This window comes from Shinella sp. WSC3-e, from assembly GCF_945994535.1.
Taxonomy (GTDB): Bacteria; Pseudomonadota; Alphaproteobacteria; order Rhizobiales; family Rhizobiaceae; genus Shinella; species Shinella yambaruensis.
Genome location: NZ_OZ000535.1, coordinates 188,860 through 214,215 on the forward strand (window position 1 = coordinate 188,860; position 25,356 = coordinate 214,215).

Sequence of the window (25,356 nt, forward strand, 5' to 3'; positions counted from 1 at the left end):
CCTACGCCTCCGTCGCGCCCGCACTGCGCCGGAAGACGGCCGGGGACTTCCCGGTCCACTTGCGGAAGGCGCGGTAGAAGGCGCTCGGCTCGGAAAAGCCGAGGTCGGCGGCAAGCTGCGTGACATTGGCATGGCCCTCCGCCAGCGCCTCCATGGCGAGCGCGCGGCGCAGGTCGTCCTTGATCTCCCGGTAGGTCTGCCCCTCCAGCTTCAGCCGCCGCCGCAGGCTCGGCGCGGGGATGCGCATGCGCCCGGCCAGCTCCTCGAAACCCGGCCAGGCCTGCGGCGCGAGGCCGCCGAGGCGCTTGCGGATGGCGGCCGACAGGCCCATGTCGTGCCGGTAGCGCACGAGGATGTTGCCCGGCGCGTGGCGGAGGAATTCCTTCAGCGCGCGCTCGTCGCGGATGGTCGGCAGGTTCAGGAACTCGGCATCGAAGACCAGCCGCGTCTGCGGCTGGTCGAAGCGCACCGGCGCGCCGAAGAACAGGCGGTAATCGGCGCCGGCCGGCGGCGCGCTGCAGCGGAAATCGACCCAGCGGATCGGCAGCCGCCGCCCGATCAGCCAGCAATTGACCCCGTGCACGATGATCCAGAAGGTGCGGTAGGCGAAGGCCGAGCGCGGCCCGCCCGCATCCTTCAGCACGATCTGCGCCAGTCCCTCCTCGACGACCAGCGTGCCGTGCGGATCGTCGAGCACGATCCTCAGGAACCGCAGCGCCCGCCGCAGCGCATGTTCCAGCGTCGCCGTCGAGAGGATGGCCTGGCAGAGCAGCGCGAAGGAGCCGGCACGCATGGGCCGCGCGCCCTCGCCGAAGAACTCGTCGTCCATGGTGCGGGCCACCGCGTGCCAGAAGGCGCCGTAGCGCTCGGCCGGGATGGGGCCGTTGATGACCGGCGGGAGGCCCGCTTCGGCGAGGAGCGGCGCGGCCTCCACCCCCTGCCGCCGCAGGCATTCGAGCGTGTCGTCCATGAAGCAGGGCGCGATCATGCGGCGTTCCATGCGGCCTGCCCTCCGTCCCTATGGCAAAAGCGATCACGAAATCTGAAACCTTCGGTCATTGCATACCATATTTCTCCGCCGCATCATCCCCTCTCGAAAGAAGGGGAGCCGGGCGGCATGGAGCCGGGGCGCCGCGCCTTCGCCGCCTGGCAGGCCGGCCGGCGGGGCGGGAGCCCGAACCGCCCGCCGGACACAGTCCGACATCATCACGACCGAATGCCTGGCGGGTGTCTTCACGCGCCGGATGGCGTTCTGCGCCGATCGTGGGCAGCGCAGCAAGGCCTCAACCATCGCCCGCAGCCAAACTGGGAGCGCATCCATGAAGAAAATCCTCTTGTCCTCGGTGGTCCTGACATCCCTGGCCCTGTCCGGCGGCAGCGCCTTCGCCGATATCGTCATCGGCGTCGCCGGCCCCATCACCGGCCCGAACGCCGCCTTCGGCGCGCAGTTCGTCAAGGGCGCGGAACAGGCGGCCGCCAACATCAACGCGGCCGGCGGCGTGCTCGGCGAGCAGGTGAAGATCGTCATCGGCGACGACGTCTCGGACCCCAAGCAGGGCATCTCGGTCGCCAACAAGTTCGTCGCCGACGGCATCCACTATGTCGTCGGCCATTTCAATTCCGGCGTCTCGATCCCCGCCTCCGAGGTCTATGCGGAAAACGGCGTGCTGCAGATCACGCCGGCCTCGACCAACCCGCAGTTCACCGAGCGGGGCCTGTGGAACACCTTCCGCACCTGTGGGCGCGACGACCAGCAGGGCAGGGTGGCGGCGGCCTATATCGCGGCCAATTTCAGAGATGCGAAGATCGCCATCGTGCATGACAAGACGCCCTACGGCCAGGGCCTCGTCGACGTGGCCAAGCAGGAGCTGAACGGCGAGGGCATCACCGAGGTCCTCTATGAGGGCATTACCAGCGGCGAGAAGGATTTTTCCGCGCTGATCGCCAAGATGAAGGATGCCGGCGTCACGCTCATCTATTTCGGCGGCCTGCACACCGAGGCCGGGCTGATCATGCGCCAGTCGGCCGACCAGGGGCTGAAGGCGACGCTGTTCTCCGGCGACGGCATGGTCTCCAGCGAGCTGGCGCAGATCGCGGGCGACGCCGTCGTCGGCACGCTGAACACCTTCGCCCCCGACCCGCGCCGCAACCCGGCGGCAAAGGAGGTGGTCGAGGCCTTCCGTGCCGCCGGCTTCGAGCCGGAGGCCTATACGCTCTATTCCTACATCGCCGTGCAGATCGTCGCCGCCGCCATCGAGAAGACGGGCTCGGCCGAGGACGCGCAGAAGGTCGCCGAGACCATCAGGTCCGGCGGTCCCTGGGCGACGGCGCTGGGCGAGATCGGCTACGACGCCAAGGGCGACATCAACCGCCCCGACTATGTCATCTACGAATGGCGCAAGGGCGAGGACGGCAAGCCGACCTATTTCGAGAAATAGAGCATTTCCAGCAAAAGTGTGAAGCGGTTTTGCGTCCGGAAATGCGGTAAAATAAAGGGTTAGAGCGTTTTCGCGATTCGGAGAAAAGCGGAAACGCGTCGAGGACGCAGGCATCGCCTCCGGGAACCGGACCGGCCGCGGCGGGGAAACCTGCCGCGGCCGTTCGCGTCACAGCGTCGGCAGCACCGCGCGGATATGGTCGGCGAAGGCGATCGTCGCCGGTGACGCGTCGCCGTCGGCGAAGGCGATCAGCATGCCGAGATGCGGCAGGTGCGGCAGCGGCGCGTTGAGGATGTGAAGGTCGGGCGGCACGGCCTCCTGCGTCATGACGCAGATCGCAAGGCCGGAGCGGGCAAGGCCGATGAGGCCGGCAAGGCTGTTGCTGGCATAGGAGATCTTGTAGCGCAGCCCCGCCCGCGCCATCGCCTCGCAGGCCGCGCGGTGGTCCATCGCATTGGAGGCCGGCAGCGCCAGCGGCACCGTATCGCCGAAATCATGCGCCTCCAGCGTCGGCTTGCTGCCGACCCAGACCAGCGGCTCGGTCCGCACGATGTTGTCGACGTCGGCAAGATTGGGCGTCGAGACAAGGGCGAGGTCGACCTTGCGCGACGGCAGGAGGGCGCGCAATTCCGCGGTCGGGGCGGAGACCACCTTGATCTCGACATCCGGATAGCGCGTGCCGAAACTCTTCAGCAATATGGGAAAGAACGACAGGAGGTAGTCCTCCGGGCTGCCGAAGACGATGGAGCCGTGCAGGCCCTTTTCGGAAAAGGCGGAAACGGCCTCGTCGTGCATCTTCAGGATGCGCTCGGCATAGGCGAGGAAGCGCTCGCCGCTTCCCGTCAGCCGCACGCCGCTGCCGCTGCGGTGCAAGAGGCTGTGCCCCAGCATCTCCTCCAGCCGCTGCATCTGCATCGTCACGGCCGATTGCGTGCGGCCGACCTGCACCGCCGTGGCGCTCAGCGAGCCGGAATGGGCGGCATTGACGAAGGTGATGAGCAGGCGAAGGTCCAGCGGCCCCAGCATATCAGTTTTCCTTATATCGGAATCCAAATACTATCAATTTTACAGAGATCCTGCCAGCCGGTATCGCTTGTGCAACGGCATCGGAGGCTCACATGTCACGCAATCAGGACCCCGCCTTCTGGGCGGCCGCACGCAAGCACCTCATCCGCTATGGCGGAAGCTTCGACCCGGCCATCATCGAGCGTGCCGAGGGCTGCTTCGTCTTCGATGCGGACGAACGCCCGATCCTCGATTTCACCTCCGGCCAGATGAGCGCGCTCGTCGGCCATTCCCATCCGCACATCGTCGCCACCGTCCAGCGCCAGATGGGCGCGGTGGCGCATCTCTTCAGCGGTATGCTGTCGCGGCCCGTCGTGGACCTTGCCGCGCGGCTGGCGGCGCTGGCGCCGGGGCTCGACCGGGTCATGCTGCTGTCGACCGGCGCGGAATCCAACGAGGCGGCCATCCGCATGGCCAAGCTCGTCACCGGCCGGCACGAGATCGTCGCCTTCTCCAAGAGCTGGCACGGCATGACGGGCGCTGCGAGCTCGGCGACCTACAGCGCCGGCCGCAAGGGCTACGGCCCCGCCATGGTCGGCTCGCTCACCATTCCCGCCCCCAACACCTTCCGACCGCGCTTCCGCCATGCGGATGGCAGCCTCGACTGGAAGACCGAGCTCGACGACGCCTTCGGGCTGATCGACAGCCAGTCGGTCGGCAGCCTCGCCGCCTTCATCGCCGAACCGATCCTGTCGAGCGGCGGCATGCTGGAACTGCCGCCCGGCTATCTGGCGGCGCTGAAGGAAAAGTGCCGCGAGCGCGGCATGCTGCTCATCCTCGACGAGGCCCAGACCGGTATCGGCCGCACGGGCACCATGTTCGCCTTCCAGCGCGACGGCGTGACGCCGGACATCCTGACGCTCTCCAAGACGATCGGCGCCGGCCTGCCTCTGGCGGCCGTCATGACGACGGCGGAGATCGAGGACATCGCCCACGAGAAGGGCTACCTTTTCTACACGACCCATGTCTCCGATCCGCTGCCGGCGGCCGTGGGCCTCGCCGTGCTCGACATCGTGGAGGAGGAACGGCTGGTCGCGCGCGCCGGCCGGCTCGGCAGCCGGCTGTTCGGGGGCCTGTCGCAGCTCAAGCAGCGCTTCGACTGCGTCGGCGACGTGCGCGGCCGCGGGCTGATGCTCGGCGTCGAGATCGTCAATCCGGACCGCAGCGCCGACCACGAGCTCGGCAGCCGCATCGCCGCCGAAGCCTTCCGCCGCGGGCTCAGCATGAACATCGTCAAGCTGCCCGGCATGGGCGGCGTGTTCCGCATCGCGCCGCCGCTGACGATTTCCGAGGAGGAGATCGACCTTGGCCTGCGCATCATCGCCCAGTCCATCGAGGCGGCATCAGTCTCCGGTGCCCGCGCGCCGGGCATTGCGGCTGAATAGGGAGAAAGAGCGGATGCGCGACGCGAACCTTGCCGGCGAAAGCCTTTCCACCGGGCCGGCCGAGGCCCCCGACACCATCCGCGTCCTCGTCGCCAAGCTCGGACTCGACGGCCATGACCGGGGCGCCAAGGTGGTGGCGCGCATCCTGCGCGACGCGGGCATGGAGGTCGTCTATACCGGCCTCTACAAGACGCCGAAGGACGTCGTGCAGGCGGCGATCCAGGAGGACGTCGACGTCATCGGCGTCAGCCTGCTTTCCGGCTCGCATGTCCCGCTGTTCCGCGAACTCGGCCGCTGTCTGCGCGAGGAGGGAGCGGGGCACATCCTCGTCGTCGCCGGCGGGGTCATTCCCGAGCAGGACTATCCCGCGCTGCTGGAGGGCGGCGTCGATGCCATCGTGCCCCAGGAGGCCCGTTCCGACCTGATCGTCACGACGATCACCGACCTCGTCACGGCGCGTGGCCGGATATGACCGTCGTCACCCATTCCGCAAGTCCGCGGCGGGCGGCCTATGTCCCCTCGGCCGACCTGGTGAAGGACGTGCTGGCGGGCCGGGCCATCGCCATTGCGCGGATGATCTCGCGCGCGGAGGAAGGATATCCGGAGGCCGCCGCGGCGCTCGCCGAACTCTACCGGCACGGCGGCAAGGCCCATGTCATCGGCATTACCGGCGTTCCGGGGGCGGGCAAGTCGACCCTCGTCTCGGCGCTGATCAAGGCCTATGCCGCCGAAGGCCGCAAGGTCGGCGTCATCGCCGTCGATCCGAGCAGCCCCTATTCCGGCGGGGCGATCCTCGGCGACCGCGTGCGCATGAGCGAGACGGCGGCCGCCGGCGGCGCCTTCGTGCGCAGCATGGCGACGCGCGGCCATCTCGGCGGGCTGACGCGGGCGACGCTCCAGGCAGTCGACGTGCTGGATGCGGCGGGCTACGACCCCGTCATCATCGAGACCGTGGGCGTCGGGCAGGACGAGGTGGAGGTGGTGACGGCCGCGCACACCATCGTCGTGCTCTCCGCGCCGGGCCTTGGCGACGACATCCAGGCGATCAAGGCCGGCATCCTCGAGATCGCCGACATCCACGCCGTCAGCAAATGCGACAAGCCGGAGGCCGCCGCGACGGTCTCGGCGCTGCGCGGCATGCTGGCGCTCGGCGGCGAGCGGCCCGGTTCCCGCCGGGCGCCGCCGGTCCTGCCGGTCAGCGCCGTCTCCGGCGAGCGCATCGACGAACTGAAGGACGCCATCGGCGCGCATTGGGCGCATCTCAACGAGAGCGGCGAACGGGCCGAGCGCCAGCGCGCCATGGGCCGCACCCGCATCCTCGGCACGGCCCGCCATCTCTTTCAGCAGAAATTCCAGGAAGCACCCGAAACGCTCGAAAGGCAGATCCGGGCGGTGGCGGAACGGCGGATGGATCCCGCCGTCGCCGCGCGGGCCCTTCTGGGTTGGGAGGAAACACCATGAGCGACGCCCATCTCTTCTCCGCCTCCGCCATCGATGCCATCCGCCAAAGCCAGGCGGAATGGGAGGAGGGCGCGCTTGCCGCCTTCCTCAAGACCCGGCCGGAGGAAAAGGACGTCTACGAGACGGAGAGCGGCATCCCGCTGAAGCGGATCTACACGGCCGCCGACGTTGCCGACATTCCGGCCGAGGAGCTCGGCTTTCCCGGCGCCTATCCCTTCACCCGCGGCGTCTACCCGACGATGTATCGCGGCCGTCCCTGGACGATCCGCCAGGTCGCCGGCTTCGGCAATCCCGAGGCGACGAACCAGCGCTACAAATACATGATCCAGACCGGCCAGACCGGCCTTTCGACCGACTTCGACCTGCCGACCCTGCTGGGGCTCGATTCCGACGACCCGATGGCCTTCGGCGAGGTCGGCCGCGTCGGCGTCGCCATCGACACGATGGACGATATCGACCGCCTGTTCGACGGCATCGACCTGGAAAAGATCTCGGTCTCGCTGACGATCAACCCCTCGGCCTGGGTGGTCTATGCCATGTTCGTCGCCGTGGCGGAGCAGCGCGGCTGCGACCTGCACAAGCTGACCGGCACGCTGCAGGCCGATCCGCTGAAGGAATATGTCGCCCAGAAGGAGTGGATCTATCCCGTGCGCCCGGCCGTTCGGCTCCTGCGCGACCTCATCATGTACAGCGCCAGGGCGACGCCGAAGATCAATCCCGTCAGCCTCAGCGGCTACCATCTCTCCGATGTCGGCGGCAACGCGCTGCAGGAGATCGCCTTCACCATGGCCTTCACCATCGCCTATTGCGAGGAGGTCACGAAGGCCGGCATGGACATCGACGATTTCGCCCCGCGCCTGTCCTTCTTCTTCATCAGCCACCAGGATTTCTTCGAGCAGATCTGCAAGTTCCGCGCCGCGCGCCGCGTCTATGCGAAGATCATGGCGGAGCGCTTCAAGGCCCGGAAGCCGGAATCCATGCGCCTGCGCGTCCATGTGCAGACGGCGGCGATGAGCCTCACCAAGGTCGAGCACCACAACAACCTCATGCGCACCGCCATCCAGGCGCTCGGCGCGGTGCTCGGCGGCTGCCAGAGCATGCACACCAACGGCCTCGACGAGGCCTTCGCCATCCCCACCGAGGAGGCGATGAAGCTTGCCATCCGCACCCAGCAGATCATCCGCGAGGAGATCAACGTCACCTCGGTGATCGACCCGCTCGGCGGCTCCTATTTCATCGAGCGGCTGACCAGGGACATGGAAACCGAGATCTGGAAGATGCTCGACGAGGTGGAGGAACGCGGCGGCGCGGTCAAGCTGGTGGAGGAAGGCTGGTTCCAGCAGAAGCTTGCCGATTCCGCCTATGCCACCTTCAAGAAGATCGATTCCGGCGAGAAGATCTCCGTCGGCGTCAACAGGTTCGCCGACGAGGCGAGCAGCACCGCCGAGGTGCATATCCACCCCTATGACGAGCAGTGTACCCAGTTGCAGATCGACCGGCTCCAGGCGGTGCGGGCGAACCGGGACGATGCGCGCATCCGCACCCTCTTGGCCGAGCTGGCCGAGGAAGCGCGCTCCGACGACACGAACCTCCTGCCCAAGACCATCGAACTGGTCAAGGCGCGGGCGACGCTCGGGGAGATCTGTGGCGCGCTGCGCGGCGTCTGGGGCGCCTATGCCGAACCGATGATCGTGTGAGGCGGACGATGAACGAGACTGTCCTTTCCACCCTCGAAGGGCCGATCGCCTGGATCACGCTCAACCGGCCGGAGCGGCTGAACGCCATGAACCGGCCGCTCGTCGACGGGCTGATCGCGGCGCTTTCAGCCGCCGAGGCGGACGACGCCGTCCGCGCCGTCATCCTCAAGGGCACCGGCCGGGCCTTCTGCTCGGGCGACGACCTCAAGGACCTCGACGCGCAGACCGCGTCGGAGGCCGAGACGCAGGACTGGGTGGAGGCCATCCAGGCCGTCACGCGCCACATCATGCGTTCGCGCAAGATCGTGATCGCCGCCGTGCACGGCTGGTGCGTCGGCGGCGCACTGGAATGGGCGATCAACTGCGACTTCCGGCTCTTTGCCGAGAACACCCGCTGGTTCTTCCCCGAGGTCGGCTACGGCCTGTTCGTGACGGGCGGCGTGACCGCGCTCCTGACCAAGCAGGTCGGCCCGCAGGTCACCAAGGAACTGCTCATCCTCGGCGAACGCCACGATGCGCAAAAGGCCCTGGAGACCGGCATCGCCTGGAAGGTCGTGCCGGACGATACCTTGCTCGATGCGGCCCGGCAGCTCGCCCTTGCGATCGCCAGCCGTCCGGCGGGCGCGGTGGCGGATGTCAAGCGCGCCATCAATGACGGCTTTCATTCCTCCCTCGAAGAGGCGATGGCGCAGGAGACGGCGGCCACGGTCCGCGGCTTCCTCTCCCCCGCGGCGCAGGCAAAGGCAAAAGGGTTCTGACCGTGTCCATCATTCCCGCCTTCTCGTCCCTTTCGCCCGTCCCGGGCCTTCACGACGACGAGATCGAAGAGCGCGTCCTGCCGAAGATCCTCGTCAGGCAGGCCGAGCGCTTCGGCTCCAGCCCCTTCCTCGACATCTGCGGCCGCACGGCGAGCTTCGAGGAGATGCTGGACCTCACCTGCCGGCTCTCCGGCGGCCTTCGCCGGCTGGGTGTCGGCCGCGCCGACCGGGTCGCGATGCTGCTGCCCAACTGCCTCGAACTCGTCGCCACCTGGTTCGCCGTCTCCAGCCTCGGGGCGATCGAGGTGCCGAACAATCCGGGGCTGAAGGGCGACCTGCTCTGCCACAATCTCAACAATTGCGGGGCGGAGGTGCTGGTCGCCGATGCGGCTGCCCTGCCGGAACTCGCCATCGTGCAGGACCGGCTGCCGGCGCTGCGCACGCTCATTCTCGTCGGCACCGATCCCGTAGAGGCGCGCGCGGCGGGGATCCGGATCGGCCGCATCCTGCGTTTCGAGGAATGCCTCGCATCGCCCGCCGCCCTCGACCTTTCGGCCGTGCATTACAGCGACCCGATGGCGATCCTCTACACGTCGGGCACGACGGGCCCGGCCAAGGGCGCGCTGATGTCGCACCACCATTGTTACGCTTGGGCGGCGGCAATGGCCGCCAATCTCGGCTACCGCACGGATGACAGCTACTTCTCCGCCCTGCCGCTGTTCCACACCGATGCGCAGATGTTCGGCGTCTACCTGCCGCTGATCTACGGCACCCGGGCAACGCTCGTCGACGGGTTCAGCGCCTCGCGCTTCTGGGCGCAGGTGCGCGACAGCGGCGCGACGGCAACCAACCTTCTCGGCGCCATGGCCGTCATCCTCCTGCGCGCGCCGCCGGAGGCGCGCGACGGCGGCAATCCGGTGCGGGTCTGCCAGTGCATTCCCATGGTGCCGGACAAGGCGGCGTTCGAGAAACGCTTCGGCATGCGCCTCGTCACCGGCTACGGCCAGACGGAGACCAGCTTCGTGACGCTCGACACCGTCGACGACACGAGGCCTGGCTCCTGCGGCAGGGCGCATCCCGACTGGGAGGTGGCCGTCGTCGACGACAGGGACCGCCCGCTGCCGCCCGGCAGCATCGGCGAGATCGTCTCTCGTCCGAAGAAGAGCTGGAGCATGTTCTCCGGCTACTATCGCGCCGAGGCCAAGACGGTCGAGACGCTGCGCAATCTCTGGTATCATTCGGGTGATGCCGGCGTGATGGACGCGGACGGCTGGCTCTACTTCAAGCACCGGCTGAACGAGGCGATCCGCCGCCGCGGCGAGAACATCTCCGCCTACGAGGTGGAGACGCTGGCCGAGCAGCATCCCGACATCGTCGAAAGCGCCGCCTTCGGCATCGCCTCCGAGTTCACCGAGGAGGACATCATGGTGGTGGCCTTCCGCCGCGCCGGCTCGACGCTCGATGCGGCCGGCCTGCTTGCGCATTTCCGGGCGAACGCGCCGCGCCACATGGTGCCGCGCTATATCGAGATCACCGACGCGCCGCTGCCGCGCACGCCGACGGAAAAGGTGGCGCGCAGCGTGCTGCGCCAGCGCGGCCTCGGCCCGGCGACCTTCGACCGGGGATCGCGCTAGGCTGCACGGCCCGGCGGGGCCATGGAGAAGCGGCGATCCGCACACATTCGCTTGAAGAGGGGGGAACAAATTGCAGTCGTTGGCGTTCCAGCGTACACTACAGGCGGGAGATTCGATACCCCGGCTGACGACCGCAGGAGCGTTCCATGGGAACCACTGGCAGCGACGTTTTCGATCTGTTTTCAAAGGCTTACGCAAGTACTGCGCAGGAAGAGCTGAGCCTTCAGGAGTACTTGCTGGCCTGCCGTGACGACAAGAGCATGTATGCCACCGCGCCCGAGCGCATGGTGGCGGCCATCGGCGCGCCGACATTGATCGACACCAGCGCGGACGAGCGCCTCGGCCGGGTCTTCGCCAACCGCACCATCAAGATCTATCCCGCCTTCTCCGATTTCTTCGGCATGGAGGACACGATCGAACGCATCGTCGGCTACTTCCGCTATGCCGCCCAGGGGCTGGAGGAGCGCAAGCAGATCCTCTACCTGCTCGGTCCCGTCGGGGGCGGCAAGTCCTCGCTCGCCGAACGCCTCAAGAAGCTGATGGAAGAGCAGCCGATCTATACGCTCGCCATAAACGGCAAGATCAGCCCGGTCTTCGAATCGCCGCTCGGCCTCTTTTCCCGCGACCGCATGGGCGAGCTGCTGGAGGACAAGTACGGCATCGCCCAGCGCCGGCTCACCGGCCTCATCTCGCCCTGGGCGACCAAGCGGCTGGACGAGATCGGCGGCGATATCTCCAAGTTCAGCGTCGTCAAGCTGATGCCCTCGCGCCTGCGCCAGATCGCCATCGCCAAGACGGAGCCGGGCGACGAGACCAACCAGGACGTGTCCGCCCTCGTCGGCAAGCTGGACATCCGGCAGCTGGAGAACTTCAGCCAGGCCGATCCCGACGCCTATTCCTACAGCGGCGGCCTCAACCGCACGACGCAAGGGTTGCTCGAATTCGTCGAGATGTTCAAGGCGCCGATCAAGGTGCTGCATCCGCTTTTGACCGCCACCCAGGAAGGCAGCTACAACGGCACGGAGAATTTCGGCGCCTTCCCCTACCAGGGCATCGTGCTCGCCCATTCCAACGAATCCGAATGGCTGCAGTTCAAGCACAACAAGAACAACGAGGCCTTCCTCGACCGCATCCTCGTCGTCAAGGTGCCCTATTGCCTGCGCGTCACCGAGGAACGGCTGATCTACGAAAAGCTGCTGCGCGAGAGCGAGCTGGCCGACAGCCCCTGCGCGCCGGAAGTGCTGGAGAACCTCAGCCGCTTCACGGTCGCCACGCGCCTTTCCCCGCACGAGAACTCGCCGACCTACACGAAGATGCGGGTCTATGACGGCGAGAACCTGAAGGACACCGACCCCAAGGCGAAGTCCCTGCAGGAATACCGCGATGCCGCCGGCATCGACGAGGGCATGACGGGCGTCAGCACGCGCTTCGCCTTCAAGGTGCTGTCGGAGACCTTCAACTACGACACCAAGGAGGTCGCGGCCGATCCCGTGCACCTCATGTACATCCTGGAACAGGCGATCCGGCGCGAGCAGTTTCCGAAGGAGGTCGAGGCGAACTATCTCGACTTCATCCGCTCCGAGCTTGCCGCCCGCTATGCCGAGTTCATCGGCCACGAGATCCAGAAGGCCTATCTGGAATCCTACAGCGAATACGGCCAGAACCTCTTCGACCGCTACATCGCCTATGCCGATGCCTGGCTGGAAGACCAGGACTTCAAGGACCCCGACACGGGCCAGATTCTCAACCGCGAGATCCTCGACAGCGAGCTGTCGCAGATCGAAAAGCCCGCCGGCATCGCCAATCCCAAGGACTTCCGCAACGAGGTGGTGAAGTTCACCCTGCGCGCCCGCGCCCGCAACAACGGGCGCAACCCCGCCTGGACGAGCTACGAGAAGCTTCGGGAAGTCATCGAGAAGCGCATGTTCGGCCAGGTCGAGGATCTTCTGCCCGTCATCAGCTTCGGCTCGAAGAAGGACAGCACGACCGAGAAGCAGCACGCCGAATTCGTCCAGCGCATGACGGCGCGCGGCTATACGGGCCGCCAGGTCCGCCGGCTCGTCGATTGGTACATGCGCGTCAACAAGGCCGGCTGACCATGCCGAAGCGGGGGATTGGCGCATGCCGAATTTCATTGATCGCCGGCTCAATCCCAAGGACCGGAGCCTCGGCAACCGCCAGCGTTTCCTCAAGCGCGTGCATGACGAGCTGAAGCGCACGATCCGCGACCAGGTGAAATCCGACAGGATCGCCGACGTGGACGCCGCCCATGGCGTGCCGATCCCGCGGCGCGGCGCGGACGAGCCGAGCTTCCGCCATTCCGGCGCCAGCGGCGAGCGGGACCATGTGCTGCCCGGCAACCAGACCTTCTCGCCCGGCGACCGGATCCGCAAGCCCGAGACGGGCGCCGGCGGCGGGGGCAACGGACGCGGCCCCGGACGCGGCGAGGCGACGGACGATTTCCTCTTCATCCTGTCGCGGGAGGAGGTGCTGGACCTCTTCTTCGAGGACCTGGAGCTTCCCGATCTCGTGAAGCTCAATCTGCGGGAAACCGTCACCTACAAGCCGCATCGCGCCGGGCTGACGACATCCGGCACCCCCACCAACATCAATGTCGGGCGCACCATGCGCAACAGCTTCGGGCGCCGCATGGCGCTGCGCCGCCCGAGCGAGCGGGAATGCCGGGTGCTTGCCGACGAGATCGCCGCGCTGGAGGGGGAGGAGCGGCTGTCGCTGTCGCAGCGCAACCGGCTCGCGCAGCTGCGGCAGGAGCTGGAGGTGCTGGAACGCCGGCGCCGGCGCATCGCCTATGTCGATCCCGTCGATGTGCGGTTCAACCGCTTCGAGCGCCAGCCGCTGCCCAATGCGAGCGCGGTGATGTTCTGCCTGATGGACGTTTCCGCCTCGATGGGCGAGCGCGAGAAGGACCTGGCAAAACGCTTCTTCGTGCTCCTGCACCTCTTCCTCAAGCGCCGCTACGAGCGCATCGACATCGTCTTCATCCGCCACACGGACGAGGCGCACGAGGTGGACGAGGAGACCTTCTTCTTCAGCAAGCAGAGCGGTGGAACGATCGTCTCGACCGCTCTGGAGGAGATGCAGCGCATCATCATGGACCGCTATCCCTCCAATATCTGGAACATCTATGCCGCGCAGGCCTCGGACGGCGACAATGCCAATGGCGATTCCGAGCGCTGCGCCTCGCTGCTGCGCGACGAGCTCATGAAACTCTGCCAGTACTATGCCTATGTGGAGATCATCGACGAGCGCGAAAGCGAGATCTTCGGCACCACCGACAACGGCACCTCGCTCTGGCGCGCCTATCGCACGGTCGACGGGGCGGTGGGGAATTTCCAGATGACGCGCATTTCCCGGCCCGCCGACATCTACCCCGTCTTCCGCAAGCTCTTTGCCCGGCACCAACCCCGTTCCGCGCGCGGCTGAGGGGGCGAGCGGATGGCGAAGCGACCGGCCTCCTCCCTGCTGTTCGAAGGCTCCGAATGGAATTTCGCGACCCTGTCGCGGGCCTATGACGCGATCGAGGCCATCGCGATCGGCGAGATGGGGCTCGACGTCTACCCGAACCAGATCGAGGTCATCTCCTCCGAGCAGATGCTGGACGCCTATTCCTCGGTCGGCATGCCGCTGATGTACCAGCACTGGTCCTTCGGCAAGCGCTTCGTCTTCGAAAGCCATCTCTACCGCAAGGGCTATCGCGGCCTCGCCTACGAGCTCGTCATCAATTCCAATCCCTGCATCACCTATCTCATGGAAGAGAACACCATGCCGATGCAGGCGCTCGTCACCGCCCATGCCGCCTTCGGCCACAACCATTTCTTCAAGAACAACTACCTGTTCCGCCAGTGGACGGATGCCAGCGCCATCCTCGGCTACATGGATTTCGCCAAGAAATACGTCGCCAAGTGCGAGGAGCGGCATGGGCCTGCGGCGGTGGAGGAGATCCTCGACGCCGCCCATGCCCTGATGGACCAGGGCGTCTTCCACTATCGCCGCCCGCCGCGGCTGTCCTCGGAAAAGGTGACGGAGCGGGCGCGCGAGCGGCTGGAATACGAGGAGCAGACCTATAGCGACCTGTGGCGCACCCTGCCGACGGCGGGCGGCAATGCCGGCATCGAGGCGGCCGAGCAGGAGGCGCTGGAGCGCAAGCAGGCGCTGAACCTGCCGGAAGAGAACCTGCTCTACTTCCTGGAGAAACACAGCCTGATCCTCGAGCCCTGGCAGCGCGAGATCCTGCGCATCGTGCGCGTCATCGCCCAGTATTTCTACCCGCAGGGCCAGACCAAGGTGATGAACGAGGGCTGCGCCACCTTCGTGCACTATTTCATCATCAACCGGCTGTTCGACCAGGGCCGGATGAGCGAGGGCGCCATGCTGGAGCTTCTGGCGAGCCACGCCAACGTGGTCTTCCAGCCGGATTTCGACGATCCGCGCTTTTCGGGCCTCAATCCCTATGCGCTCGGCTTCGCGATGATGCAGGACATCGAGCGCATCTGCACCCGGCCGACGGACGAGGACCGGGACTGGTTTCCCACCATCGCCGGCAATGGCGACTGGCGGGGAACGCTGCTCGACGCCTGGGAGAACCACCGCGACGAATCCTTCATCCTGCAATATCTGAGCCCGACGCTGATGCGCCGCTTCCGCCTGTTCCACCTCACCGACCGCGCCGACGAACGGTTCTGCGAGGTCGCCTCCATCCATGACGAGCGGGGCTATTCCGCCGTGCGCACCGCGCTCGCCCGCAACTACGATCCCGGCGTCAACCGGCCGGATATCCAGGTGATCGACGTCGACCTCCTGGGCGACCGGCAGCTCCGGCTGCGCCACCGGGTGAAGAGCGGCATCCTCCTGAACGAGAATGACCGCGACGCGACCCTTGCCCATGTCCGCCGGCTGTGGGGCTACAATGTCAGCCTGTCCGGCGTGGATGCCGAGACGGGCGCCTCGCTCTACGAGTGCTCGGCGACGGAGGCGTGATTGGCGTGAGGGCAGGCAATTGCAGATGGACGGTGGAGATTGCCGCCCCACCCCCCTCTGCCCTGCCGGGCATCTCCCCCTCAGGGGGAGATTGGATGGAGAGCCGTTTCGCCCGTTTCCAGCGCTGCCGATCAAGCGAGGCTTTCGCCTCTTGTCGATCTCCCCCCTTGAGGGGGAGATGCCCGGCAGGGCAGAGGGGGGTGGGGCGGCGATCTCACCTGTTCGTATGCGATAATCCTGCCCCTTGTGGGAAGAGTGTCATGCTCCCCGCGACTGCCCCGCCTTCACCGGCACTTCCTTCTCCCGCACACGCACCGGCGGGACGGAATCGGTGCAGTACTGGTCGTAGAGGCTGCGATATTTCTCCGCCGCGCCGAAATCGCTGTAGCGGGGGAGCGCCGCCATGTCCGTCTTGTTGAGCACGACGCCGACGATCTTGGCCTCGATGCGGCTTTCGGCGGCAAGCAGGTCGCGCACCAGCGGCGAGGGGGTCCTGCCCCATTCCACCACGAAGAGGAAGCCGTCCGCCAGCGGCTCGAAGGTCTTCACGTCGACGACCGGGGCGAGCGGCGCGAGATCGACGACGATGTAGTCGAAGGTCTGGCGCAGCTCGTCGAAGAGCCGCTTCATGGCGGCCGACGCCATCAGCTCGTTGGGATGGTGGCTCTCGCCCGCGCCCGCCCGGCCGCCGGCCGGCAGCACGGCGAGCTTGCTGCGGCGGTCGACCTTGATCGCCTGGTTCCACGCGGCCTGCCCGAGCAGCACCTCCACGAGGCCGGCCTGCGGGGCGGGTTTCAGCATGGCGGTGAGGCTCGGCCGGCGCAGGTCCGCGTCGATCAGCAGGGTGCGCTTGCCGCTGGCGGCGAGCAGCGCGGCGAAGTTGATCGCGACGGTGGACTTGCCCTCCTGCGGCAGGGCGGAGACGATGCCGATCACGCGGCTCTCGCGTCCGTGCAGCATCATGTCGCTGGCGAGCCGGGCATGGCGCAGCGTCTCGGCGAAGGCCGAGCCCGGCGCGTCGAGCACGATGCGCGTCATGCGCTCGAAGGGAATGACGTCACCCTCCTCCGTGCCGCCGTCCTCGGCCCGGGCGGGCTGCGCGCGCTCCTTGCGGGCGCCGACCAGCGGCAGGTAGCCGAGCGGGCGCAGCCCCAGAACGGCGCGGATGTCGTTGCCGACGCGGAAGGCGCGCTCGCGCATTTCCTGCAGCACGGTCAGCGCGCCGCCGCCCATCAGGCCGAGCACCAGCGACAGGCCTATCGTCAGCGTCCTGTTCGGGCTGGAGGCCGCCGTCGGCACGCCGGCATCGGAGATCACCCGTGCCTTTGCGATGGGGAAGGACTGCTGCTGCGTCGCCTGCTCGTAGCGGGCGAGATAGGCGTCCGACAGCGTCTTCAGTGCCGCCGCCTGCTGTTCCAGCGTGCGCAGCTGCACCGAGGAGCGGTTCGCCTCGGCATTGCTGCCGGCGACTTTCTCGATGTTCTCGCGCAGCGAGACCTCCCGCGAGCGGGCGACGTCGTAGTCGTTGCGGTAGCTCGCCGTCAGCTGCTGCAGTTCCTGGTAGATCTGCCGGGCGAGGTCTTCCTTCTCGGTCCTGAGCGCCGCCGCCTGGGGATGGTCGGCACCGAAGGCGCGGGTGATCTCCTCTTCGCGCTTGACGACGGCGTTGTAGCGGCCGCGCAGCGCCTGCAAGATGGAATTGTCGCCCTGCCGCGCCGGGATGGTCGCATTGGCGACCGCCTTTTCCGGCCCCTGTTCGACGATTGCGCGGAACTGGTTGTAGCGGGCGGAGGCGCTTGCCGCGTCGGCCTGCGCCACGATGAGCTGGCTGTTGAGGTCGGCAAGCTGCTGTTCCGACATGAGCTCGCCGCGTGCGGCGGTCAGGCCGTTCTCGTTGCGGTAGCGCTCCACCTCCAGCGCTGCGGCCTGCGAGCGCTGCTGGATATCGGCAAGCCGCTCCTGCAGCCAGGCGCTGGCCTGCTCGCTGGCATGGACATTGGCGTTGAGCTGCTCGGCGAAGAAGGCCTCGGCATAGGCCTTGGCGATGGTTGCCGAAAGCTGCGGGTCGGGCGAGCGGAAGGAGACCGCGACGACGGAGCTGCGCGCGACGCGCTCGACGCCGAGGGCCTGCTGCAGCATCGCCGCCGCCTTCTGCCGCCGGCCCTCCGCTTCCGCCTCCGCCGAGGGGGCGGGACTGTCGGAGCCGAGGGAGGCGAGCGACTTCACCCAGCCCTTGGCGAGGGAGACGGGTGATTGCGGCGGGTTGAGGATCGTCTCGTTTTCGGAAAGTTCAAGGGCATCGACCACGCGCAGCGCCAGCCGGCCCGATTTCAGGATCTCGATGGCGCTGGCAAGGCGCGTGTCCGCCTGCTGGCTGGTCTGCGGCGTGGTCTCGGCCTCCTCGGCATACCGCGACAGGTCCTCGTCGAGCAGGATCTGGGTCATCGCCGTGTAGAGCGGCGTGGCGAAGACGAGGTAGAGGACGCCGAGCGCCAGCGCCACGACGACGGAGAGCGCGATCAGCCGCGCCCGCCGCATGAGGATCGTCACAAGGCGGTTGAGATCGATGAAGCTGTCGGACGCATCCGGCTCCCTGCGGAAAAGGCTGCCGTACGGCACGGTGCGGTGATGCATGGGGCTCCGTTCTGCCTTTCGGCTCATTGGTCGCTGCCTATGCGGATCCCGGGCCGGTGGCCCGGGATCCGCTCGTGTCAGGCGGCGCGCGCGCCGCCGCCGTGGGCCATCACGAGATCGCGCAGCGGCTCGAAGAGTGCGCCGCCGAGGTCCGGGCGGGCCAGCGCGAAGGCGACATTCGCCTCGATGAAGCCCTGCTTCGAGCCGCAGTCATAGGTCCGCCCCTCGTAGACATGGGCATGGAAGGGCTGCGTGGCGGAGAGTTTCAGCATGCTGTCGGTCAACTGGATCTCGTTGCCGGCGCCGCGCTGCTGGCGGGCGAGATGGCCGAACACCTCCGGCTGGAGGATATAGCGCCCGTTGAGGAAGAGGTTGGAGGGCGCCGTGCCCGGCGCCGGCTTTTCCACCATGTGGGTGACGGCAAAGCCGTGGCGCACGGCCGCGCCCCTGCCGACGATGCCGTATTGCGAGGCCTCCTCGGGCGCGCATTGCTCGACGCCCACCACATTGCCGCCGACCTCGCCATAGAGGTCCATCAGCCCGGACAGGCAGCCGCGCGGGCCGAAGGACACCATGTCCGGCAGGAGCAGCGCGAAGGGCTCGTCGCCGATGAGATCGCGCGCGCACCAGACCGCATGGCCGAGGCCGAGCGGGGCCTGCTGGCGGGTGAAGCTCACCGCGCCCGCCGCCGGCAGCAGCCGGCCGAGCTCGCTGACCGCGGCCTCCTTGCCGGAGCGCTCCAGCGAGGAGATCAGCTCCGGCGTGTCGTCGAAATGGTCCTCGATGACCTGCTTGTTGCGGCTGGTGACGAAGACGACATGCTCGATGCCGGCCTCGCGCGCCTCGTCGAGCGCATATTGCACGACCGGACGATCGACGATGGTCAGCATTTCCTTCGGCATGGCCTTGGTGGCCGGCAGGAAGCGGGTGCCGTTGCCGGCAACCGGGATGACGGCCTTGCGGACGGTCTTGGTTCGCTCCATGGCATTATCCTTTGTTCTTGAGCGGCAGGTCTTCCGCTGTCGTTGGGGAAAGGGCCGCGCGCGGCGCGGCCGTCCTCACAGGGGCCGAGGGCGCCATAAGGCGGCGCCACCGGGCGGCGATCGGCATCGCAAGATGCCGGAGCGCGACGGGATCGCCGAGCGCCACCTTGAGGGCGGGCCCGAGCGAACGGTTCTTCAGATGCTGGACGAGCGCGAGGAAGGAGCGCGTCTCCTTCAGGTTGCGCGTGCGCCGGCGCTGGGCGGCGGCGGCCGCGCCCTGAAGCGGGAAGCGGGCGAGAAAACGCCGGTCGCCGGCCAGCATCGCATCGACATGGTGAAGGTGCAGCACGCGCGAGATCGAGCCTTCGCGGATGCGGTAGACATAGCCCGCCTCGGGCACGATGGCTGAGGTCCCGCCCGCGGCGAGCACCGAGGCGAGCAGGAGATAGTCCTCGCCGATGCGCAGCGCCTCGTCGAAGGCAAGGCCCTTCTCTTCAAGGAAGGACCGGCGGAAGACCGGCTTCATGTAGCCGAAATTGTGCGTGGCGCGGAAGATCCGGTTGGCGTCGATGAAGACGGGCAGCGTCAGCGCCGGCATGGCGGCGAGTTGCGCCGCGTCGAACATCCGCTCGCTGCGGCCGTCGGCATGCAGCACGTCGAGATTGTCGACGACGACGTCGGCGCCCTTCGCCTCGGCCGCAGCGATCATGCGGCAAAGGCGATCCGGCTGCATCGTGTCGTCGGCGTCGAGCACCGCGATCCAGCGGCCCCGCGCGGCGGCAAAACCCGCATTGCGCGCCCCGCCCGGTCCGCGGTTGCGATCGAGCGGCAGGAGTGTCAGCCCCGGCGTGCCGAGCGCGGCGACGGCTGCGCGGGTCGCGTCCGCCGAACAATCGTCGACGACGACGATCTCCACGGTCACGCCCTCCTGCGCTGCGGCGCTGCGGATTGCCTCGCCGATCGTATCGGCCGCGTTGTAGGCGGCGATCACGACGGAGACATCGGGCGGGAGCGTGCGGGTCATCGCGTCGCGGCCTCCGGCTGTCCGTAGGGTTCGATGGCGCGGGCGCCGAAAAGGCCGCCGATCACGCCGGCATGCAGCAGGCCGCGCAGGAGGAAGCGGTTGCGCTGCACCGGCAGGAGGACGAGGGCCGCCGCCGCCGCAAGGCAGAAGCCGGCCTTTGCGGCCGCCAGCCCCGCCGCGCCGGTCCGGCCCGCGCCGTGCCCGGCAAGAAGCCGGCCATGGGTCTGGCCCATGCGCAGGCGGCGCTGCGCCAGCCAGGAAAATCGGGCGCGCGCGGGCGGAACCGGCTCGTTGACCCAGGCCTCGCCGGCAAAGGCGATGCGCCCGCCGGCGGCGTGCACCTCGCCGAAGAAGGCGGTGTCCTCGCCGCCGCTCCGGCCGAGTGCATGGTCGAACCGGCGGCCGGCGATGGCCGGCGCGGCAAGGCGCAGCAGCACGTTGCAGGTATAGCCGGTGCGGATCTCGCCCTTCACCCGGACGGGGCGGGTGGAATGGAAGTCGCCGCGCCGCATCCAGCCGGGGGCGTCCGGCCCGTACCGCGCCCTGACCGGGCCGAGGACCACGTCCGCGGCGGCCGTCGTCGCCGTGGCGAGCAGGTTTTCGAGCCATTGCGGTTCCACCGTCTCGTCGTCGTCGACGAAGGCGAGGAAATCCGCATCGGCCGCCTCCAGGCAGGCATTGCGAGCGAGCGAGATGTTGCCGGCCGGGCAATGCACATAGGAAAGCGCCATCGGCAGGTTTTTGCGCGCGGCCTCGGCGCAAGGACGGGCGCTCGGCTGGGCATCGTTGTCGGCGACGATGACGCGGAGGGCGACGCCCGCCGGCACCGTCAGCGCGGCGAGCGAGGCGAGCGTATCGCCAAGCGCCGCGCGCCGGAACGTGCAGACCGCGATGTCGATGCGGAGCGGGGCGGGGGCCGTCATGCCGGCACCCGGTGCTGGCGGATGTCGAGAAGCTCGCGCCAGAAGCCGGCGGACCAGGCAAAATGCATGATCATCGCCGAGACGGCGGCAAGCGGGCCATAGGGGTTGCGCTGGCCGAGCGCCATCCAGGCGCCATAGCCGAGGCAGGCCGCCGCCCACAGCACGAAGGGCACGGCGGCGATCCAGGTGATGGCCGCCAGGAACGCCCCGACCGCCACCGGCGCCACCATCAGCGGCAGAAGCTGGCGCAGGTTCGGGCGCGCGCGGTGCTTGAGGAAGTTGCGCGCCCGCCCGCGGCCGTAGCGGAAATACTGCTTGAACAGCGGCCCGGCGCTGGCGCGCGGATAGTAGACCATCGCGGTGCGCGCGGTCATCCAGATCCGGTAGCCGGCCGCATGCAGGCGATAGTCGTATTCCGCGTCCTCGTTGGCGGTGAAGCTCTCGTCGTAGCCGCCGACCGTGCGGAAGGCGGAGATGCGCATCAGGGCGTGGTGGCCATGCTCGACCCAGTGGCTTTGCGCCCCGGCGCGGTGTTTTGCGCCGCCATTGCCGAGCACGGAATTCTGCGCGACGGCGGTGGCCTTCTGGAAGGTGCCGAAGCCGACGGTCTGCATGGCGACGACGACGGAATCGGCCCCGGTCGACAGCGCCTCCTCGACGAGCACGCGGCAATAGTCCGCCGGATAGGTGCCGTGCGCGTCGATGCGGATGAGATAGTCGTGGTCCATGCCGAAGGTCCCGACGGCAAGGTTCACGGCGGCGCTCTGGATGCGCTTGGGATTGTCGAGGAGGTGCAGGTTCGGCACGCTTGCCGCAAGCTCGGCGGCGATGGCGCGCGTGCCGTCCGTGCTGCCGCCGTCGGCAATGACGAGCGTGGCGTTGAGCTCGGCCAGCGCCGGCTCCAGCTGCCGCACCAGCGGCTCCAGGTAGCGCGCCTCGTTGAGGCACGGGATCACGATCAGGCACCGCACGGATGTCACGGGATCAATGGTCATGGCAATCCACCTTGCTTGCGAGAAGGGAGGGAACGGGCGCGGGCTCCGCCGCCGGTGCACGGAGCGCGGCGAGGCGCTGGACGAATACGGCGCAATCGGCCCGGTCGTGGATCCAGGGTTTCGGCCCGAGCCCGGCGAGCGCGGCGTGGAGCGCCCGGTAGCTGTCGCCGTCGAAGGCGGAAAAGCGTGTCACCAGCGTTTCGAGGCGCGCATCGCGCAGCGCAATGCCGATGCCGCGCAGGCCGGCAAGCCGCGCCGTCTCGGTTCCGCCGAGAACGATGGGCAGCGCGCCGTGGCGGCATCCCTCGTAGAGCCGGTTGGGCAGCAGCCAGGCGGAGTTCAGCCCCTCCTCGAAGAAGTCGATCGCCCAGGCGAGGTCGACGTCGCCGTAGATGGCGGCAAGGTCCTCCGGGTTGCGGTAGGGGCCTTCGAAGCGGATGAAGGGCTCGCGCGCCACGAGGCCGTCGAAATCGTCGAATTCCGACCGGGCGGGCCGGCCGCGCAGGATCACCTCGAAACGGCCCTCCATGCGCCGCGTGAAGGCGGCGAGGAGATCGAGCGACCTGCGGCAGCGGATCGCGCCGAACCAGCCGATGCGCCAGGGCTCGCCTGCCTGTTTTGCCCGCGGGGGAAGGTCGCCGGCCGGGCCGTCCAGCGCCAGCACGCGGTTTTCCACGAGGTGGACCGGCGCCCTGACGCCGGAAAGCGGCTTGAAATAGTGTTCCACGAAGGCCGGCGAGCTGGTGACGAGGAGGCCGGCCTTGCGGGCGAAATGGCGCTCGGCCGCGCGCAGGCCGCGGCTCGCAACGCCCCTGCCGGTCAGCAGCCGGTGGATGTCGAGGCATTCATAGGCGATCGGCACGGTGCCGCCGAAGATACCCTGCGCCCGGCCGGCCAGCGCCAGCATTTCGAGATTGCGCGCGAGGATGACGTCCGGCTGCGCCGTGCCGGCCAGCCGGCGGGAAAGCGTGGCGCCGGCGCGGGCGACGGCGGCAAGGCGCTGGGCGAAGCGGGCGTCCCGGGTGGCGCCGAGTTCCACGGGCACGACGCCCTCCACCGCCGCGAGCCGGTTCTCGCCGCGCCGGAAGCCGGCCAGCGTCACCTCCGCCCCGCCCGCGCGCAGCATCAGCACGCGGCGGCGCACGGCGGGATCGGAAAGATCGTGAACGAGATAGAGCACCCGGAGCATCGGCCGTATCCCGGTCAGTTCAGCAGGCAGGCGACGGAGCCGGCGAAGGGGCAGGCATCGCCCTCGGCGGTGAAGGCGACGCGCTCCACCTCGAGCCGCGTCGGTCCGGCAAAGGCGAAGCGGCCCATCCAGCCGGTCAGCGTGTCGCTGCCCCACAGCGAGAGGAACACCTTCTGGGCGTTCACCGGCAGCGCCGCAGGGTCCGTCACCTCGTGCACGAGGGCGCCGTTGACATAGTAGCGCAGCCGGTCCTTCTGCCAGACGAAGGCATAGTCGTTGAAGCCGGCATTCGCCGGGCCGGGGAGCGGCACCAGCTTCTCGTTGCCGCCCTTGCCGGCGACATACTGGTTGAGCTGGACGCGCGACGTGTCCTTGCCGAGCACCTCGAAATCGATCTCGTCGTGCTGTTTCTTGTCGGCCGGGCCGATATAGGTGAAGAAGGCCGAGTTGAGGCCGGAGCCGGTCGCCGTCTTCATGCGCACCTCATAGGTGCCGTAGCCGTAGCGCTTGCGCGTCTGCACCTCGCCGCAGGCATAATCACGCTCGCCGGCCGGCGCGGCATCGAAGGAGAGCAGCAGCTTGCCGTCGCTGACCGCGACCTGGTCCTTCGACCAGGTGCAGTTCTGGTGCGCGCCGTTGTTCCAGCCGTCGGAGACGTACCAGAAGCCCGTGTCGAGCGTATCGAACGCCTCGACGAAGGAGGTGCCGCTTGCGCCTTCCTGGGCGGCAAGGGGGCCGGCTGCGGCGAGCACCGCAAGAAGGGCGCCGGCCCGAAGGGCGTTTTTCAGGGAAGCGGTCATTCCGGTTACCTCCGTTGGGCGATGGAACCGCTCGGCTCCATCGGCGGATGCTGGCGCTGGCCCGTGGGCGCGCGCGGGCCGCCCAGCCGGCGGCCGGTGAGGATGGCGTGCAGCGACGGCGTGAAGCGCCGCGCCGCAGCATGGCTGACAACGAGGATGACGAGCGCGAGGAGAGGGCTTGCGACATAGAAGAGCGGGTAGTCGCCCGCGCTGCCGAGGCGGTTCCAGACCATCCAGAACAGGACGAGCAGCGGATAGTGCGCGCAGAAGATCCAGAAGCTGAGGCCGCCGAGCTTCGCCAGTGCCGCGCCCGGCGCCGTGCGCACCAGAAGCGCGGAAAGCGCCCAGGCGCCGAAGATGCCGGCGATCGCCGTCAGGCTGCGCAGCATGTCCAGCCAGGCGGGGAATTGCGGGCCGAAGGCGAAGAGGGCGAGCGACAGCGCCACCGCCATGGCGAGCACGGCGAGGACGAGCGGCACGGCGAAGCGGTCGAGGCGGCGGATGTCGAAACGATGCAGCGCGGCGCAGACGCCGAAGCTGAAGCCGAACAGGATCGACTTCTTCAGGAAGATGCCGTTCGGCAGCGGCAGAACCGCATAGGCCAGCATCAGCGCGAGCACGGTGCGCGGATAGCGCAGCACGGCGATGGCGATGAGCGGCGAGAGGAGAAGGCAGAGGAGGAGGTCGCGCAGGAAATAGAGCGGGATGTTGACCGGCCAGGCCTCGATGGCGAAGGAAAGGTTCATCCATTCGCGCGGCGTGGCGTTCAGGACGTCCGGCAGGTAGCCGAAGCCGATGCCGCGCGACTGGGCCGCCAGCACGAGGAGAAGGAAGGCCGTGTTCCACAGGAGAAACGGCACGAGGATCGTCGAGGCCTTGGTGCGGAGCGTCCTGCGATAGTCGAACCCCGCAAACCCGCGCTGGAAGAGCAGGTAGCCGGAAATCGCGCTGAGGCAGGGAACGCCGATCCGAAACAGGCTGTCGCCGAGGAAGACGCGCAGCCAGTCGAAGCCGCCGAACTGCCCGGCATAGGGGCTGGTCGCGGGATCATAGGGCACATGCACGAGGATGATGCCGCTGATCAGCACGATGCGCATCAGGTTGATGCGCTGTGAAACGGTCGCGTCGATATCCACGGTGTCCGTCACCCCTCTGGTGTGCCGCTCCCCCAAGCGGCCGTTCAAACAAGAGCAGACTCGAGCCTACGAAGCGGAGTCTGGGTGACGGGACGGAAAAAAATATGGCAGCGCAACAAAATCGCGTGAGCGGAAGGTTGCATTGCAGCATAACGACAGGTTCGGCGCGGCGGGCGGAAGGGGAATTCAGGGCGCCGTCCGGCAAGACCAAGCGCCGGGGCATCAATTCTTTGAAG

General features: G+C 67.9%; 20 protein-coding genes. 10 read left to right on the top strand and 10 right to left on the bottom strand.

The annotated features are described in order from the left end of the window. Position 1 precedes the first annotated feature (1 nt). Positions 2-1,000: an AraC family transcriptional regulator gene (locus tag AABF56_RS33270; RefSeq protein ID WP_272808906.1), complete on the bottom strand. Its 999-nt coding sequence runs from the start codon at positions 998-1,000 to the stop codon at positions 2-4. A gap of 319 nt (positions 1,001-1,319) precedes the next feature. Between AABF56_RS33270 and AABF56_RS33275 the strand changes: the two genes are divergently transcribed. Next, entirely contained in the window at positions 1,320-2,438 is a 1,119-nt protein-coding gene (locus AABF56_RS33275; RefSeq protein ID WP_272808907.1) for a branched-chain amino acid ABC transporter substrate-binding protein, read from the top strand. A gap of 168 nt (positions 2,439-2,606) precedes the next feature. Here AABF56_RS33275 and AABF56_RS33280 read toward each other — a convergent pair whose 3' ends face one another. Then, complete coding sequence (locus tag AABF56_RS33280; RefSeq protein WP_064333568.1) at positions 2,607-3,464, bottom strand: LysR family transcriptional regulator; 858 nt, start codon at positions 3,462-3,464, stop codon at positions 2,607-2,609. A 92-nt stretch (positions 3,465-3,556) separates the two neighbouring features. Here AABF56_RS33280 and AABF56_RS33285 point away from each other — a divergent pair, with 92 nt between their 5' ends. The 9 genes from AABF56_RS33285 (at position 3,557) to AABF56_RS33325 (ending at position 15,436) form a co-directional block, all read left to right on the top strand. Beyond that, a complete protein-coding gene (locus AABF56_RS33285; protein WP_272808908.1) occupies positions 3,557-4,888 on the top strand; it encodes an aspartate aminotransferase family protein in 1,332 nt (443 codons plus the stop codon). A 13-nt stretch (positions 4,889-4,901) separates the two neighbouring features. Beyond that, positions 4,902-5,360 carry a cobalamin B12-binding domain-containing protein gene (locus AABF56_RS33290; protein ID WP_244768882.1) on the top strand — a complete coding sequence of 153 codons (459 nt, stop codon included), beginning with the start codon at positions 4,902-4,904 and terminating at the stop codon, positions 5,358-5,360. Then, positions 5,357-6,349, top strand: coding sequence for a methylmalonyl Co-A mutase-associated GTPase MeaB (gene meaB / locus AABF56_RS33295; RefSeq protein ID WP_272808909.1), 993 nt, complete (start codon positions 5,357-5,359; stop codon positions 6,347-6,349). Before AABF56_RS33290 ends, meaB begins: the two co-directional genes overlap by 4 nt. Further along, complete coding sequence (locus AABF56_RS33300) at positions 6,346-8,046, top strand: methylmalonyl-CoA mutase family protein (RefSeq protein WP_272808910.1); 1,701 nt, start codon at positions 6,346-6,348, stop codon at positions 8,044-8,046. The genes meaB and AABF56_RS33300 overlap by 4 nt, the downstream gene beginning before the upstream one ends. A gap of 8 nt (positions 8,047-8,054) precedes the next feature. Continuing rightward, positions 8,055-8,804, top strand: a complete 750-nt coding sequence (locus AABF56_RS33305) for an enoyl-CoA hydratase/isomerase family protein (RefSeq protein WP_272808911.1) — start codon at positions 8,055-8,057, stop codon at positions 8,802-8,804. Between the two features lie 2 nt (positions 8,805-8,806). After that, positions 8,807-10,438 (top strand): AMP-binding protein, encoded by a 1,632-nt coding sequence (locus AABF56_RS33310; protein ID WP_272808912.1) that lies wholly within the window; start codon positions 8,807-8,809, stop codon positions 10,436-10,438. A gap of 146 nt (positions 10,439-10,584) precedes the next feature. After that, a complete protein-coding gene (locus AABF56_RS33315) occupies positions 10,585-12,534 on the top strand; it encodes a PrkA family serine protein kinase (RefSeq protein ID WP_272808913.1) in 1,950 nt (649 codons plus the stop codon). Between the two features lie 25 nt (positions 12,535-12,559). After that, complete coding sequence (locus tag AABF56_RS33320; protein WP_272808914.1) at positions 12,560-13,882, top strand: YeaH/YhbH family protein; 1,323 nt, start codon at positions 12,560-12,562, stop codon at positions 13,880-13,882. A 12-nt stretch (positions 13,883-13,894) separates the two neighbouring features. Then, the gene (locus AABF56_RS33325) at positions 13,895-15,436 is read left to right on the top strand and encodes a SpoVR family protein (protein ID WP_272808915.1); all 1,542 of its coding nucleotides are present in this window, start codon (positions 13,895-13,897) and stop codon (positions 15,434-15,436) included. 258 nt (positions 15,437-15,694) lie between these two features. Here the strand turns inward: AABF56_RS33325 and AABF56_RS33330 are convergent, their stop codons facing one another. From AABF56_RS33330 to AABF56_RS33365, 8 genes are read right to left on the bottom strand one after another with little or no spacing between them, the layout of a single operon-like run. Next, positions 15,695-18,097 (bottom strand): polysaccharide biosynthesis tyrosine autokinase, encoded by a 2,403-nt coding sequence (locus AABF56_RS33330; RefSeq protein ID WP_272808916.1) that lies wholly within the window; start codon positions 18,095-18,097, stop codon positions 15,695-15,697. 50 nt (positions 18,098-18,147) lie between these two features. After that, positions 18,148-19,053, bottom strand: a complete 906-nt coding sequence (locus AABF56_RS33335) for a UTP--glucose-1-phosphate uridylyltransferase (RefSeq protein ID WP_272808917.1) — start codon at positions 19,051-19,053, stop codon at positions 18,148-18,150. 4 nt (positions 19,054-19,057) lie between these two features. Further along, positions 19,058-20,077 (bottom strand): glycosyltransferase family 2 protein, encoded by a 1,020-nt coding sequence (locus AABF56_RS33340; protein ID WP_272808918.1) that lies wholly within the window; start codon positions 20,075-20,077, stop codon positions 19,058-19,060. Then, on the bottom strand, positions 20,074-21,000 hold the full coding sequence (locus AABF56_RS33345) for a glycosyltransferase family 2 protein (protein ID WP_272808919.1): 927 nt from the start codon (positions 20,998-21,000) through the stop codon (positions 20,074-20,076). Before AABF56_RS33345 ends, AABF56_RS33340 begins: the two co-directional genes overlap by 4 nt. Further along, positions 20,997-21,995 (bottom strand): glycosyltransferase family 2 protein, encoded by a 999-nt coding sequence (locus AABF56_RS33350; RefSeq protein ID WP_272808920.1) that lies wholly within the window; start codon positions 21,993-21,995, stop codon positions 20,997-20,999. Before AABF56_RS33350 ends, AABF56_RS33345 begins: the two co-directional genes overlap by 4 nt. Beyond that, complete coding sequence (locus AABF56_RS33355) at positions 21,985-23,184, bottom strand: glycosyl transferase family 1 (RefSeq protein WP_272808921.1); 1,200 nt, start codon at positions 23,182-23,184, stop codon at positions 21,985-21,987. Before AABF56_RS33355 ends, AABF56_RS33350 begins: the two co-directional genes overlap by 11 nt. Before the next feature lie 14 nt (positions 23,185-23,198). Continuing rightward, on the bottom strand, positions 23,199-23,984 hold the full coding sequence (locus AABF56_RS33360; RefSeq protein ID WP_272808922.1) for an endo-1,3-1,4-beta-glycanase ExoK: 786 nt from the start codon (positions 23,982-23,984) through the stop codon (positions 23,199-23,201). A gap of 5 nt (positions 23,985-23,989) precedes the next feature. Then, positions 23,990-25,132, bottom strand: a complete 1,143-nt coding sequence (locus AABF56_RS33365) for an acyltransferase family protein (protein ID WP_272808923.1) — start codon at positions 25,130-25,132, stop codon at positions 23,990-23,992. Between the last annotated feature and the right edge of the window lie 224 nt (positions 25,133-25,356).

What these genes read in the sequence shown, in the direction of transcription:
- AABF56_RS33340 (WP_272808918.1), bottom strand. Translation starts at nt 20,077, where the DNA reads ATGACCCGCACGCTCCCGCCCGATGTCTCCGTCGTGATCGCCGCCTAC.
- AABF56_RS33300 (WP_272808910.1), top strand. Translation starts at nt 6,346, where the DNA reads ATGAGCGACGCCCATCTCTTCTCCGCCTCCGCCATCGATGCCATCCGC.
- AABF56_RS33345 (WP_272808919.1), bottom strand. Translation starts at nt 21,000, where the DNA reads ATGACGGCCCCCGCCCCGCTCCGCATCGACATCGCGGTCTGCACGTTC.
- AABF56_RS33330 (WP_272808916.1), bottom strand. Translation starts at nt 18,097, where the DNA reads ATGAGCCGAAAGGCAGAACGGAGCCCCATGCATCACCGCACCGTGCCG.
- AABF56_RS33355 (WP_272808921.1), bottom strand. Translation starts at nt 23,184, where the DNA reads ATGCTCCGGGTGCTCTATCTCGTTCACGATCTTTCCGATCCCGCCGTG.
- AABF56_RS33320 (WP_272808914.1), top strand. Translation starts at nt 12,560, where the DNA reads ATGCCGAATTTCATTGATCGCCGGCTCAATCCCAAGGACCGGAGCCTC.
- AABF56_RS33325 (WP_272808915.1), top strand. Translation starts at nt 13,895, where the DNA reads ATGGCGAAGCGACCGGCCTCCTCCCTGCTGTTCGAAGGCTCCGAATGG.
- AABF56_RS33315 (WP_272808913.1), top strand. Translation starts at nt 10,585, where the DNA reads ATGGGAACCACTGGCAGCGACGTTTTCGATCTGTTTTCAAAGGCTTAC.
- AABF56_RS33270 (WP_272808906.1), bottom strand. Translation starts at nt 1,000, where the DNA reads ATGGAACGCCGCATGATCGCGCCCTGCTTCATGGACGACACGCTCGAA.
- AABF56_RS33290 (WP_244768882.1), top strand. Translation starts at nt 4,902, where the DNA reads ATGCGCGACGCGAACCTTGCCGGCGAAAGCCTTTCCACCGGGCCGGCC.
- AABF56_RS33275 (WP_272808907.1), top strand. Translation starts at nt 1,320, where the DNA reads ATGAAGAAAATCCTCTTGTCCTCGGTGGTCCTGACATCCCTGGCCCTG.
- AABF56_RS33360 (WP_272808922.1), bottom strand. Translation starts at nt 23,984, where the DNA reads ATGACCGCTTCCCTGAAAAACGCCCTTCGGGCCGGCGCCCTTCTTGCG.
- AABF56_RS33335 (WP_272808917.1), bottom strand. Translation starts at nt 19,053, where the DNA reads ATGGAGCGAACCAAGACCGTCCGCAAGGCCGTCATCCCGGTTGCCGGC.
- AABF56_RS33350 (WP_272808920.1), bottom strand. Translation starts at nt 21,995, where the DNA reads ATGACCATTGATCCCGTGACATCCGTGCGGTGCCTGATCGTGATCCCG.
- AABF56_RS33280 (WP_064333568.1), bottom strand. Translation starts at nt 3,464, where the DNA reads ATGCTGGGGCCGCTGGACCTTCGCCTGCTCATCACCTTCGTCAATGCC.
- AABF56_RS33285 (WP_272808908.1), top strand. Translation starts at nt 3,557, where the DNA reads ATGTCACGCAATCAGGACCCCGCCTTCTGGGCGGCCGCACGCAAGCAC.
- meaB (WP_272808909.1), top strand. Translation starts at nt 5,357, where the DNA reads ATGACCGTCGTCACCCATTCCGCAAGTCCGCGGCGGGCGGCCTATGTC.
- AABF56_RS33305 (WP_272808911.1), top strand. Translation starts at nt 8,055, where the DNA reads ATGAACGAGACTGTCCTTTCCACCCTCGAAGGGCCGATCGCCTGGATC.